General features: G+C 62.3%; 8 protein-coding genes and 1 tRNA gene. 7 read left to right on the top strand and 2 right to left on the bottom strand.

The window, feature by feature from the left end:
- Positions 1-37: 37 nt before the first annotated feature.
- Genes NKJ90_RS26925 through NKJ90_RS26915 form a run of 3 tightly spaced genes read left to right on the top strand, consistent with a single transcriptional unit; the run spans position 38 to position 2,983 of the window.
- Positions 38-1,177 carry an ABC transporter ATP-binding protein gene (locus NKJ90_RS26925; RefSeq protein WP_023758362.1) on the top strand — a complete coding sequence of 380 codons (1,140 nt, stop codon included), beginning with the start codon at positions 38-40 and terminating at the stop codon, positions 1,175-1,177.
- Between the two features lie 8 nt (positions 1,178-1,185).
- Positions 1,186-2,160, top strand: coding sequence for an ABC transporter permease subunit (locus NKJ90_RS26920; RefSeq protein WP_023758361.1), 975 nt, complete (start codon positions 1,186-1,188; stop codon positions 2,158-2,160).
- Positions 2,161-2,164: 4 nt separating this feature from the next.
- Positions 2,165-2,983: an ABC transporter permease gene (locus tag NKJ90_RS26915; protein ID WP_023758360.1), complete on the top strand. Its 819-nt coding sequence runs from the start codon at positions 2,165-2,167 to the stop codon at positions 2,981-2,983.
- A gap of 18 nt (positions 2,984-3,001) precedes the next feature.
- Here NKJ90_RS26915 and NKJ90_RS26910 read toward each other — a convergent pair whose 3' ends face one another.
- On the bottom strand, positions 3,002-4,855 hold the full coding sequence (locus NKJ90_RS26910) for an AsmA family protein (RefSeq protein WP_023758359.1): 1,854 nt from the start codon (positions 4,853-4,855) through the stop codon (positions 3,002-3,004).
- Positions 4,856-5,067: 212 nt separating this feature from the next.
- On the opposite strand from NKJ90_RS26910, the gene NKJ90_RS26905 reads away from it, so the two are divergent.
- Complete coding sequence (locus NKJ90_RS26905; RefSeq protein ID WP_352487169.1) at positions 5,068-7,038, top strand: acetoacetate--CoA ligase; 1,971 nt, start codon at positions 5,068-5,070, stop codon at positions 7,036-7,038.
- A 404-nt stretch (positions 7,039-7,442) separates the two neighbouring features.
- On the opposite strand, the gene NKJ90_RS26900 is transcribed toward NKJ90_RS26905, so the two are convergent.
- Positions 7,443-11,336: a PAS domain S-box protein gene (locus tag NKJ90_RS26900; RefSeq protein WP_023758357.1), complete on the bottom strand. Its 3,894-nt coding sequence runs from the start codon at positions 11,334-11,336 to the stop codon at positions 7,443-7,445.
- Between the two features lie 248 nt (positions 11,337-11,584).
- Here NKJ90_RS26900 and NKJ90_RS26895 point away from each other — a divergent pair, with 248 nt between their 5' ends.
- The 3 genes from NKJ90_RS26895 to NKJ90_RS26885 all read left to right on the top strand — a co-directional run bounded on the left by NKJ90_RS26895 (position 11,585) and on the right by NKJ90_RS26885 (position 13,827).
- Complete coding sequence (locus NKJ90_RS26895; RefSeq protein WP_023758356.1) at positions 11,585-12,043, top strand: phasin; 459 nt, start codon at positions 11,585-11,587, stop codon at positions 12,041-12,043.
- 350 nt (positions 12,044-12,393) lie between these two features.
- Positions 12,394-12,470, top strand: a tRNA-His gene (locus tag NKJ90_RS26890).
- Between the two features lie 547 nt (positions 12,471-13,017).
- A complete protein-coding gene (locus tag NKJ90_RS26885) occupies positions 13,018-13,827 on the top strand; it encodes an AraC family transcriptional regulator (RefSeq protein WP_023758355.1) in 810 nt (269 codons plus the stop codon).
- The last annotated feature ends 2 nt before the right edge of the window (positions 13,828-13,829 follow it).

Raw genomic sequence — 13,829 nt, 5'->3', positions numbered from 1 at the left:
TCTGGGGCAAGAAGCAAGAATCAGGACGGAGTGGGACATGAAATCGCTTGGCAGCATCCGCAGGGATTTTACGCCGTGGAACGACCCGAACGCCAAGCCATACATCCAGTTCGATAACGTCACCAAGAAGTTCGGCGACTTCACCGCCGTCAACAATCTGTCGCTGACCATCTTCGAGCGCGAGTTCTTCGCTCTGCTCGGCGCCTCGGGCTGCGGAAAGTCGACGCTGCTCAGGATGCTCGCCGGTTTCGAGGAGCCGACGGCCGGTCGTATCCTGCTCGATGGCCAGGATTTGCGCGGCATCCCGCCCTATCGCCGGCCGGTCAACATGATGTTCCAGTCCTATGCGCTGTTCCCGCATATGACTGTCGAGAACAACATCGCGTTCGGCCTCAAGCAGGATGGCATGCCGAAGCCCGAAATCGCGGCCCGCGTCGCCGAAATGCTCAGGCTGGTCAAGCTCGAACAGTTCGCCAAGCGCAAGCCGCACCAGTTGTCCGGTGGCCAGCGCCAGCGCGTTGCGCTCGCCCGCTCTGTCGCCAAGCGGCCGAAGGTGCTTTTGCTCGACGAGCCGCTCGGCGCATTGGACAAGAAGCTGCGCGAGGAAACGCAGTTCGAACTGATGGACCTGCAGCAGAACCTCGGTCTGACCTTCGTCGTCGTCACCCACGACCAGGAAGAGGCGATGACGATGGCCGATCGCATCGCCATCATCGACAAGGGCGAGGTGATGCAGGTGGCAACGCCGGCCGAAGTCTACGAGGCGCCGGGGTCGCGCTTCGTCGCCGGTTTCGTCGGCAATGTGAACATGTTCGAGGGCAAGATCGCGCGTGGCGAGGCTGGCGCTGCCAGCATCGATGCCGGTAATGGCATCACCATCCGCACCGACAATGCCGGCACCGCCAGCGCCGGAACGGCTGTCACCTTCGCCATCAGGCCGGAAAAGATCAAGGTGTCGTCCAAGAAGCCGGCCGAGGCAATCAACGCCATCGAGGGCGAGGTCTACGACATCGCCTATCTCGGCGACATGACCGTCTTTCACGTCAGGCTGGACGACGGACAGGTCGTGCGCGCGAGCACCATGAACGCGGCCCGCATCACCGAGGATCCGTTGAGCTGGAACGACCGAGCCTGGGTCTCCTTCCGGCCTGACGCCGGCGTCGTGCTGACACGGTAGGAGCGACCATGTCGAGCGCCGCCGTCACCACCGCATCAGCCTCTCCGGCAACCAGTACCGGCAAATCCGTCCACGCCAGGTTGGGCGCTGCATTCTCTGGCCGCCTGGTCATCATTATCCCCTATGTCTGGCTGCTGTTTTTCTTCCTCATTCCGTTCGTCATCGTTTTCAAGATTTCGCTATCGCAGACGGCGATCGCCATTCCGCCCTATACGCCGGCGCTCGATATCAGCGGCGGCTTTTCCGGATTTCTTGCTCAGCTGAAACAACTCAACCTCGACAATTACACCTGGCTGACGCAGGACGCGCTCTACTTCAATGCCTATGTGACCAGCGTCATCATCGCCGCGATCTCGACGGTTCTGACATTGCTCGTCGGCTATCCGATCGCGTACGGCATGGCGCGCGCGCCAGCGACGATCCGTCCAACCTTGCTGATGCTGGTGATCCTGCCGTTCTGGACATCGTTCCTGATCCGCGTCTACGCCTGGATCGGCATTCTCAAGCCCGAGGGACTGCTCAATCAGTTGCTGCTCGCCACTGGCGTCATCCACCAGCCGCTGATCATCCTCAACACATATACGGCGATCTTCATCGGCATCGTCTATTCCTACCTGCCGTTCATGGTGCTGCCGCTCTATTCCGCTCTGGAAAAGATGGATTATTCGCTGATCGAGGCGGCAAAGGATCTCGGCTGTCCGCCGACCAGCGCGTTCTGGAAAATCACCTTCCCGCTGTCGCTGCCGGGCGTCATCGCCGGCTGCTTGCTGGTGTTCATTCCAGCCGTCGGCGAGTTCGTCATTCCCGACCTGCTCGGCGGCTCGCAGACACTGATGATCGGCAAGACCTTGTGGAATGAATTTTTCGGCAACCGCGACTGGCCGCTGTCGTCGGCTGTGGCCGTCATCCTGCTGCTGCTGCTGATTGTGCCGATCATGCTCTTCCAGCGAGCTCAGGCGCGCGCTCAGGAAATGGACCGGTGACATCATGAACACCACCTGGAGCCGCTTCAACATCACCTCGGTCGTGCTCGGCTTTGCCTTTCTCTATTTGCCGATCGTCCTGCTCATCGTCTTCTCCTTCAACGAGTCCAAGCTGGTCACCGTCTGGGGCGGCTTCTCGACCAAATGGTACGTCTCGCTGTTCCACAACCAGGGCCTCATGGACGCGACCTGGGTGACGGCGCGCGTCGGCCTGATCTCGGCCACTGTGGCGACGGTGCTCGGCACGCTGGCGGCACTCGCCTTGACCCGTTACACGCGCTTCAAGGGCAGGGTGCTGTTCTCAGGCATGGTCTTCGCGCCATTGGTCATGCCGGAAGTCATCACCGGCCTGTCTCTGCTGCTGCTCTTCGTCGCCGTCGGTCTCAATCGCGGCATCCTGACCGTCACGCTGGCTCACATCACCTTGACCATGTGCTTCGTCGCCGTCGTCGTGCAGTCGCGCCTGATCACCTTCGATCGCTCGCTGGAAGAGGCCGCGATGGATCTGGGCGCGACGCCGGTGAAGACCTTCTTCCAGATCACGCTGCCGGTCATCATGCCGGCGATCGTCTCCGGCTGGATGCTGGCCTTTACGCTTTCGCTCGACGATCTGGTCATCGCCAGTTTCACCTCGGGGCCGGGCGCAACGACGCTGCCGATGAAGATCTACAGCCAGGTTCGCCTTGGCGTGACCCCGGAGATCAACGCCGCTTGCACCATACTGATCGCCGTCGTGGCGATCGGCGTCATCATCGCTTCGCTTGCCAACAAGCGGCGCGAGGTACAGCGCCAGCTCGACGAGCAGGCCGCACAGCGCGGGTGAAGGCGGAAAGCGCGGTTTCTATTCTCCCGAAACGCCGCGGCTGATCGGGGAAATGAACGGTGTACTCCAGGTTCCGCCGACGAAGAATGATGACTGGTTGGAACCTTGCTGGCCATTGGTCTGCGTTGCAGCCTGGTCCGGCTGAATGACGCCGCCGGACAAGGCCAGCCCGCGTCCCGCGTAGGACGCGATCCCGGACAGCCAGATCTTGTATTTCGCCGAATTGGCTTCGGCCTTGTCGATCCGTGCCACGCCCTTCGAAATGCTGGCCTTGATCTCGGCGCCGTCGATCGGCAGCGTTCCGTCGGAGACGTCGTCGAGCGCGAAAAAGCCGCCTTGCTCGGTATGCTTGAGGAACGCCGGCAGGTTGAGCTTGCTCAACGCACCTGGTCCGAAGGTCGCCGAAACCGAGCCGTCGGCATTGTCGAAAATGGAGTTCCAGGTTCTGCCCGGCCCCTTGAGGATGACCGAAACGGTCCCCGTGCCAACCGGCACCAGCCGGGTCATCCCCGCCGCCGTGGCAAAAGCACCGCCGTCGATATCGGATGCCAGCAGCCGGATTTCGACCTGGGAGCCTTCCGGCTTGCGGTCGAAGCGAAGGCTGGTCTGGATGTTGCCGCCGAAGGCCGAGGCATCGGAGATATCGAAGACCGACAGGCCATCCTTGACCTGGGCGGTGGCGGCGACGTCGGCGAGCTGGATAGGCCCGGCGGTGGCGTGTGCCGCGGACAGCCTGAGATCGAGGTTGATCTTGTCGGCGAAACTTGTGTCGACTTCGCTAGGCTCCACCGCGCCGGTGGGCGCCAGCGGCGTGAAGGCCGACAGGAACGATCTGAGGTCGAGCGTGTCGAAGGCGAGCGTGCCGGAGATCACCGGCTGAGCTTCGCCAAGCGACAGGTCCAGCGCTCCCATTCCCGGATTGTTGTCCAGTGCAATGGCGGTATTTTCGAATTTGACGCGCCCGGCCGTTGCCGTGACCTTGCTCGAAATGCTGACCGAGCCGATCGCAGCGCCCGGCGCGATGCCGGCCTGCAACCATTCCAGCACCCGGCGTAGCGAGGGCGCCGAAAATTTCGCCTGACCGTCGAAATAGCTGTTTTCGGACATGCTGGCCGTGCCGTCGAAAGAGAAGGTGGCGGGGGGCGCCTTGAACGACAGGGAAAGCGGCGCCAAGCCGCCTGCAAAAAGCACCAGCGGCTTCTCCGAGGCGGCATCCACGGCCACACTTTCGCCGCGCCAGATCCCGGTCGCAGACAGCGTTGCATTGCTGTTCATCGCCGCCCAGGTCGCCTGTCCGCTCAGGCTGCTCAGAATCTCGACGTCCTTACCGTTGACCGAAGCCACCATGCGGCCGTCGCGAAACTCCACCGTGCCGAAAGTGTCGGTCGGCAGCTTGTCGAGATTCGGCTTTGCGGGGTCGGCATTGACGACGCCGCGGGCCGTGTCGATGGAACGCGTGATGCGTCCACCGGTTGGGACGGCGGGCAGGAAAAGGCCGGTTGGCGTGCGCTGAACCCGGATCGTCGGCCGCACCAGCCGCGCCGTCGAAAACACCACGTCGCCGCGCAAGGCCGCCATGGCGGAAAGGTCGACCTCGACCCGTTCGGCCTCGACGACCGGCGGCGTCTCGGTGTCGGTCCATTGCGAAAGCGTCACATCGGTCAGGATCGCCCGGAAAGTCGGCCAGACCTCGATCCGCGGCGAGCCTTCGATGGCGACCCGGAAGCCGCTCCACGCACTCATTTCCCAGGCGATGCGGTCGCGCACGATACGGGTGGAGGCGATCAGCGGCAGGGTGGCAACCACCAGCGCGATGACGATCACGGCAGCGCCGATCGCCCATATTCCGCGCCGGATCAAAGATGATGGCATATCGCCCCGTATGCTTCTGTAACCCCAGTCGTCACCACGACTTCCTGGTCGTCACTACGACCCCAGTCGTCACTACGACCTAGGGCTGAGGCATTTCAAGTCTTTATGGCCCGGCGATGGCATTTGCGCACATCTAGCCGCATCAATCGAACAAAATCTTGCTCTGCTGCGCTGCGATATGCATAAGCGATGGCGACCGTGGAGGAACGATCATGGCTGCCGAAGTACCGCTCTGGACCCCGACGCAAGAGCAAGTTGATGCGGCACCCTTGACCGCTTTCACCAAGGCAGCCGCACTGAGGGCCGGTGTAGCGTTTTCTTCGTATCCGCAGCTTCACGCGTGGTCGGTCGAGGATCGTGAAGGGTTCTGGAGCCTGGTTTGGGATTTCTGCGGCATCGTCGGCGACAAGGGGACCAATGCGGGCGATGCCATCCTTGTCGACGGTGACAGAATGCCCGGCGCCTCGTTCTTTCCCTATGCGACACTGAATTTCGCCGAGAATCTCCTGAAGCAGACCGGGACCGGTGAAGCAATCGTGTTTCGCGGCGAGGACAAGGTCGAGCGCCGTCTGTCCTGGAACGAGTTGCATGCGCTGACCTCACGCCTGCAGCAGCTTTTCCTGTCGCTCAAGGTGAAGAAGGGCGATCGCATTGCCGCGATGATGCCCAACATGCCCGAGACCGTCGCCGCCATGCTTGCCGCCGCCTCTATCGGCGCCGTCTGGTCGTCCTGCTCTCCCGATTTCGGCGAGCAGGGCGTGCTCGATCGCTTCGGCCAGATCGAGCCTGTCGTCTTCATCGCGCCTGACGGCTATTGGTACAATGGCAAGGCGATCGAGGTCGCCGACAAGATCGCTGCGGTCGCGGCCAAGCTCTCGAGCGTCCGCAAGGTCCTGGTCGTCGATTATCTCGGCACATCGAGCGATGTCGCTGGGACCATCGATAAGGCCGTGGCGCTTGAAGAGGCGCTGTCGCCCTTCGCCGGCAAGCGCGTTAGCTTCGAGCAGCTGCCGTTTTCGCATCCGCTTTACATCCTGTTCTCATCAGGAACGACCGGCATTCCCAAATGTATCGTCCATTCGGCCGGCGGCACGCTGATCCAGCATGTCAAGGAACACCGGCTGCATGCAGGGCTGATCGAAGGCGACCGCTTCTTCTACTTCACCACCTGCGGCTGGATGATGTGGAACTGGCTCGTGTCGGGGCTCGCTTCGGGTGCCACGCTGCTGCTCTATGACGGCTCGCCCTTCTACCCTGACGGCAATGCGCTGTTCGACTTTGCCGATGCCGAGAAGATGACCTTCTTCGGCACCTCGGCCAAGTTCATCGATTCCGTCCGCAAGGCCGGACTAAAGCCGATCCGCAGCCATGATCTGTCTGATGTGCGTGCGATTTCCTCCACCGGGTCGCCGCTGTCGCCGGAAGATTTCCGCTTCGTTTACGACGGCATCAAAAAGGACGTCCATCTGGCCTCGGTCTCCGGCGGCACCGACATCGTCTCCTGCTTCGTGCTCGGCGTGCCGACGCAGCCTGTCTGGACCGGCGAGATCCAGGGTCCGGGCCTCGGCCTTGCCGTCGATGTCTGGGACGACGACGGCAAGCCGGTCAGGCAGGAGAAGGGCGAACTGGTCTGCACCAAGGCCTTTCCGTCGATGCCGATCGGCTTCTGGAACGACCCCGGGGGCAAGAAATACCACGCGGCCTATTTCGAGCGCTTCGACAATGTCTGGTGTCATGGCGATTTCGCCGAATGGACCGGGCATGGCGGCCTGATCATCCATGGCCGTTCCGACGCCACGCTCAACCCGGGTGGCGTGAGGATCGGCACGGCGGAGATCTACAACCAGGTCGAGCAGATGCCGGAAATCCTGGAGGCGCTGTGCATCGGCCAGGATTTCGACAATGACGTGCGCGTCGTGCTGTTCGTGCGCCTGGCCGCTGGCGTGCAACTCGATGAGGAACTCGAGAAACGCATACGGGCAAAAATCCGCAGCGGGGCGAGCCCGCGTCACGTGCCGGCCAGGATCGTCGCCGTCACCGACATCCCGCGCACCAAATCGGGCAAGATCACCGAGCTTGCGGTACGCGACGTGGTGCATGGCCGCGCCATCAAGAACAAGGAGGCGCTCGCCAACCCAGAGGCGCTTGAGCTGTTCAAGAACCTGCCGCAACTGGCCGAGTGACCCGCCAATGCATGTTGCACAAATTGGCTCGGGCTTTGAGCCAACGACCTGCATGAAACAAGGATTTCCAGCATGGTTACCGAAATATGTCGGTAGAATTTACCTAGATTTCATCAGTGGTACACATCCGTAAATTTTCCGCCGCCTCGGTAAGGAGTTGTTAAGGTCCGGCGTCGATAGTCGCATACAACTTGAGGGAGAAATCCCGTTCCTCGGCCCCCGGAGGATCCGATTCGCTCAAGCCCCCGTTGTGACAGCAATTCCATCTCTTAAGGCGTCCTTTTGGGCGCCTTTTCTTTTGCTGAAGCAATTCCAGGAAAAGCGTCGAGCGTTTTTCCCGGGAAAAGCGCATCCCTTTGGGAGTTGCGACAAACAAAAGGGATCGAGCTGTGGAGGGCGCTGGCCTATTCCGCAAGCACACGAGTCGACGGAAACGCGACCTCGACCAGCGTGCCTTCACCCGGTGTGGAGTTGATGATGAACCGGGCGCGGTTGGCTTCGACCATCGCCTTGGTCAACGGCAATCCCAGCCCGGTGCCGTCGCCACGTCCGCGCTTCAGCGCGTTAATCTGCTTGAATGGCTTCAGCGCCTGCTCGATCTCGGCCTGGCTCATGCCGATGCCGGTGTCGCGTACCCGCATGACGACGTCGCCCGACGTCTCATAGGCGGTCGAGACGATCACCTGGCCGCCGGCCTGGGTATAGCGGATGGCGTTCGACAGGATGTTGAGCGCGATCTGGCGCACGCTGCGCAGGTCGGCCACCACTTCCGGCAAACGCGAAGCGAAGCTGGAGCGGATGATGACGCGCTCACGGTTGGCCTGTGGCTGCATCATCGCCACAGTCTCAGCCAGCGTGTCGTTGAGCGACACCGCCTCGTAGGCCATTTCCTGCTGGCCGGCCTCGATCTTCGAGATGTCGAGCAGGTCGTTGACTAGGTCGAGCACATGATTGCCCGAGCGGTTGATGTCGCGCAGATAGTCGCGGTAGCGGTCATTGGCGACAGGTCCGAACTTCTCGTCGACCATCAGTTCGGAAAAGCCGATGATGGCATTGAGCGGCGTGCGGATCTCGTGGCTGATGCGGGCCAGGAAATCGGTCTTTTGCGAGGACGCGCGCTCTGCCATCGCACGCGCTTGCGTCAAGTCCTCTTCGGCCCGCTTCCACTGCGTGATGTCACGCACGACAGCACAGAAGCCGCTGTCGTTGGGCAGCCTGCCAATGGTCATGAACAGCGGGATGAACCGCCCCTGCGCCTCGCGCCCGATTACCTCGCGGCCGTCATTCATCACGCTCGCCACGCCGGGTTCGGACAGTCCGTTGAGATAGTCGCGCGCCGCCCGCTGGCTTTCGATTGCAAATAGTGAAGCGAACGGCTTGCCGGTAACATCGTCGCTGTCGAAACCGAACAGCGCTTCGGCCGGACGGCTGATCGATCGGATGGTGCCGTCTCGGCCGATCAGCACGACGCCGTCGGTGGCGGTGTCGATGATGGTGCGCATCTCGGCGATGCGCGCCTTGAGCTCGGGAATGTCGGGCTGCGTCTGCTCGTCGCCAACCGCATGCACCGGTGCGTCATCTTCGCCGTGGCGGCGTACCACCAGCATCAACGCCTTGCCGTCGCGCCAGGGGACTGAGCGTAGAATAGCTTCGATCGGGAATTCCTGCCCGTCACGCGTCTTCAGCCGCAGCGCGCGATCGGCGCCGTCGGAAGAACCGTCATCGGCGTAGGGGTCGGCAAACAGGGCGCCGAGGCCACCGGCATCCGCAAGGTCGTCGAGTGCCTCATAGCCGGTCAGGTTGAGGAATTCCCCGTTCGCATAGTGCAGCTCGTCGCCGGAATGGATGAGCAGCGGCACGGGCAGCTTGCCGAGAAGCGAAGTGTCGGGAACCTTGTGCTCATCTCCGGCCGAAAACGCCGACGGCACGAACCCTTCGGCCTTGAGCGGCGGCACCTGCAGGCGCGGGCGCTCGATGCGTGTTTCCACGACGTCCTCTGCGCTGGCAGTTGTCTCGGCGGACGCCACCGCCTGCTGGTCGGGCGAGGCTTTCTCGTCGGGCTGCGCCCAATCTTCACTATCTTCGGCATCGCGAAAATCAGCTGACGTCATGCTGTCGTCATCGACGGCATCACGTCGCGCATCGGCGCCAACCGGCTCCTCGCCAGTCGCACCGGGTTTGGTGATGTCTGGTTCCGCCGCCACCGGTTCGGAGACCGGGGACGCGCCACTATTGTTCGCGGCAGCGTCGCTTTCGTTGACATGGCCGGCATAATCCAGCAACGAGCCCGTCGCATTCGGCGGCGCATCGGGCTCCTGAACCGTTTCGTCCGGGTGGCCGCCATCAAGCCGCGCCAGATCCCGCTCGTCCTCGGCATCGACATCGGACGGCTCGGCTGGCGCTGTCTCGTTCTCTGGCTCTGCCGCAGGGATTTCGCCGGCATGCGTAGGCTGTTCATGCGACGCGGTGTCGGGCGTTGATGAAACCCCGCCGACTGCAGAAGCTTCCGTCCCCGCTGTCGGCACGTCTGCTGCTTCCACCGCCGGTTCCGTGGATGTCTCGCTCGTCGGCTCGACCGGGGAACTGTCCTTCCTCAGCCGTTCGCCGATCTCGCGGAACGCGCTGCGTTCCAGGCTCGACAGGCCCTTGTCGTTGGCCGGCTGACGATGTTCGGCCAGCCGGATCACCTTGTCGGCAAAGCGCCGTTCCGGTTTCGGCACGATGGTCAGCGCCGGCACCTCGCCCTTGAAAGGGTCCGAAGCCGGTGGGCCCTCGGCCTTCGGCTCTCCCGATGCTGGTTCGAGGGTTTTCGGTTCCGGTGCCGCCGGTGCCGCACCGTTGGGCACCAGCGCCATGCCGATGGCTTCAGGATCGACGACCGCATCACTGGCGCGGGCGACGCCGAAGCCGCGAAAACCCTCGAAGGCACGGCTGCGGCCATAGACAGGCAGCGCCGCCAGATCGACAGGTATCTTCAGATCGGTGCCGACCACCGGCCACAGCACGGAGCGCCCGGACCAGGTATCGCGCCGTTCCAGAAGGCCTGCGATCTCGTCGGAGGGGTCGAGGCCGAAAGTGGCCGCGACATCCCTGAAGCGCCGGCCGATCACGTCGGCTGCGGGCTTGCCGACGATGGAGGCGAATTCCGGCGACAGCGCACTGAATTTGCCTTCGGCGTCGGTGCGCCAGACGAAGCGTAGCGGCGGCGCCATGCGGTCTATCGCCGGAACGGTCCCAGGCGCGGCCGCGGAGGTGGCCTGGACATCATTCCGTATCGGGTCTTGTTGTTTCGTGTTTTGGGCGGGAGTGTCCAGAGCGGCCGGTTCTGCGGGCGCTTCAGGTTCAGGCGCGGCTGGCCGGTGCGCCTGTTGCCCCTCGTCCTCGCCGGTGTTGAAGTACCAATGGTCGTGCTGCGCCGGCGTGCGCGCAGGTGGATGATCGCTGTTGGCGGCTGTCGGCGGCTGCACCGTCGCGTCGGCGATCTCATGCGCCTGCGATGCGGCGATATCGCTGGTCGGTTGTGAGGCACCCGGTTTGTCCGCGGGCTCGGCACCCTGTTCCGGCTGAACAGCAGCGTCGCCAGGCGCGGCCTCGGCAATGGTTTGCGCTGGATGTTCGCCGCCAGCTGCGGTGTCGTCGAGTTGGTCCTCGTCGATCACCACCAGCAGATGCCGCTCCTCGGTCAATCGTGCCAGCCCCGCCGGATAGGCGGCCGTGCCGCCGGGGACGAGGCGCTTGACGATGCGGTCGCTCTCAGCCGCGACGTCGGCGACGAGCGCAGCCAGCGTCTCCGGCAGGATGCCCAGCGCAGAAAACCCCTCCGAGGCGGCCTCGACGTTGCCTGCGGCATCGACAAAGGCGATGAAATGGCCATCCTCGGTAAACCCGCTGATGGCGCGAGCGGCGATTTCGCCGGCACTGCGCGAGCCCGTCTGCGCCGCCGGCACGGCCAGCATGATCGCCTTTTCGGCATCCGGCATGGACACGGCGCTGGCCAGGAAGCTGACGGCGCGGCTGGTCATGCCGGTCGCAAGCCGCACCGTGATAGCCCTGTCATTGCCGATCTCGGGAAATCCGCTGGTCGCCATGATCTGGCGCCTGGCTATCAAGGGCAGTTGCGCCGAGGTGCCGATGATGGCCTCGATGTCGGGATAGCCGAACATCGCGGCTCCCGGCCCATTGGCCCAGATCACCTGCTCCAGGTCCGCCGACAGGATCGCGATCGCGTCGCCGGCGGCAAAGCGATGGCGGACCGCGTCGAGCACGGCGACGTCAAGGAAGGAATATTCGGACGGCATGCGCTTGGCGAACCCTCACGGAGCGGCGAATTTGCAGTTAACGCTTTGTTAATAAAAGCCGGAGGCGCGAAGGTCCACAAGCCAGAACGTGCAAAGGCCGGAATCTGGGCTCTTGGTTAACGGCCCAAAAGAATTTATGGTGCACTGCAACAAAGATATTGCAATGCACAAAATTTGCCTTTATATTGCCATCATACATGAACGAGACGGCTTTCTGTCAAAGCCGCTGGCGCTGAAAAGGATGGAAAATGTCCAAGACCAAGACTGCCGAGACGATTGAAAACGTTGAATTCCCGAGCTTCGACGCTTCCAAGGCTACCGACCAGATGCGCGCTTTCGCCGAAAAGGGTGTTGAGCAGTCAAAGGAAGCCTATGCCAAGCTGAAGACTGGCGCCGAGGAGACCCAGAAGGCTTTGGAGTCGACCTTCGAGACCGCCAAGACCGTTTCGAGCGACCTGTCGCTCAAGACCATTTCCGCTCTGCGTGCCAATGCAGAGGCCGGCTTTTCCCATCTCGAAGCGCTGATCGGCGCCAAGTCGTTGTCGGAAGTCGTCGAGTTGCAGACCGCGTTCCTGCGCAAGCGCGTCGAGACGACGGTGGAGCAGGCCAAGGACTTCCAGGCTGTCGCCTCCAAGGCAGCCGAGGACGTCTCCAAGCCGATCAAGACCGCCTTCGAGAAGGCGATGAAGGATATCAAGATTGCTTAACATTTACGCATGATCTGAAGATGCAACAAAAGGTCGCATTTTCTTAAAAAAGATCGGGCGTATGATGTCGGCAATCAAGGAATACCCGGCGGGTGGAACCTCCTCCCTCTGCCTGCCGGGGTGACCAGCCAGCACCTCCTCCCGCTGGCTCGTAACAGGAAAAGGCCGGCACCTCCTCCCGCCGGCCTTTTTCTTTGCCTGGCGCCGGCGAATATCGCGCCGATGTGGGGAAGTGACCTTTGCTTTCCAAAAGCCTTGAATTAGAATCCATAAGCCCGTAAGGACGCATCGCCGAACGACAGAGCGGTCGAGTGGGATGAGTTTCCGCTTCGACCCGTTCAGGCAAACGTGCCGTTGTAGCTCAGATGGTTAGAGCGCCGGATTGTGGATCCGGAGGTCGCTGGTTCGATCCCAGCCAACGGTACCATAATTCATCAAATAATTTCAGTTACTTACAGGTTATTGAGGCAGTGAGGTAGGCCCCCTACGGATGGGTACCATTCTGGTATCATACGCAGGGCGTTCAGCTATGCCCATGACGGTCAACAAAGTTGGCGGTGGGAGCGGACCCCGCCAACGACGTCGGCTGTCGTTCTGCTTTGAGGTCTTTACGCAGCCGAAAAATGCCGACGGCCACGGGAGCCTGTGGAAACCGCTAGGCCCGAAGGTGAAGGGGCTTGAAGCTGCAGACTGATCCACGCATGGACGGCTGCAACATTTGATGTCGCTGTCCGGAAACGAAAGGCAGCGCCAATGTTTAGAGTAACCGCCCCACACCGCCACGCCATTTTTGCAGAACTTGACGCACACAACCGTGTTTCGACAGAGGTCGAAATGGCGGCCCTTGAACATCACGTGCTCCTCCATGGCTGAGGAGCGTTCCATGCATGCTCCGATTACCGAAAGGTTTGCGACAGAGCCGTATTTGAAGCGGTTCACTGGCAGCTTGCGACCTCTGTTGCTATTTTGAATCCATGTTGATCGGGCTGGAACAGACCAGGCGAGAACTGCGCCCCGGTTCATATGAATGGTCGGGAGGCGCGTCCACGTTTCTCAGGGTCGGTCCTGGCGAAGGTGCGTTCCATTTCGAGCGCGTGACCGTGGGCGTGGTGCTGGCGCCGCTTAGAAGCCATCATGCCGCTTATGGGAATGACCGCCGCCGGGCCTTGCCATTGCTGCCGGGCCAAGGCTGGGTTTTCCCCGCCGGCTTCGAGGGCTGGTGCCGGTGGGATGAGCCGAACGACTTCCTCAATGTCGAGATCGACGACGATCTCCTCATGGGTGCGGGGATGCCAGCACCGTCCTTTGTGCCTCGGTCAGGTACGATCGATGCGTTGGTGACTCAACTCGCCATCAGCCTCCACGCTGCAGGAAATGCCGCGCCTCGGCTATATCGCGACGCTTTGGCTGTCGCACTCGCAGCGCAGCTCACGCGTCTCGCGGGCCAGCCTGCAGGCGATCCGCCTGCGGCAGAGCCACGTATTCTGCGGGCGCTCGACTATATCGAGGCGCATCTTGCGGATGATATCACGCTCGATGACCTGGCGGCGGTAGCGGTGATGAGTCGGTTCCACTTCGCGCGCGCATTTCGCGCTGCCGTTGGCGTGCCGCCACATGCCTTTGTCGTCTCGCGCCGGATCGAGCGGGCGAAGGATCTGTTGCGCTCAACCCGACTACCGATCGCCGAGGTCGCATGGCGGGTCGGTTATTCCAATCCGGCAAAGTTCGCGGCGCAGTTCCGCAAGCTGGTGGGCGAGAGACCGGGAGCCTGGCGCGGGCACTGAAG

It is taken from the genome of Mesorhizobium sp. M0051 (genome assembly GCF_040323235.1).
Taxonomy (GTDB): domain Bacteria; phylum Pseudomonadota; class Alphaproteobacteria; order Rhizobiales; family Rhizobiaceae; genus Mesorhizobium.
The sequence above is the reverse complement of the archived record's forward strand: the minus strand, read 5'-3'. Positions and strand labels throughout refer to the sequence as shown.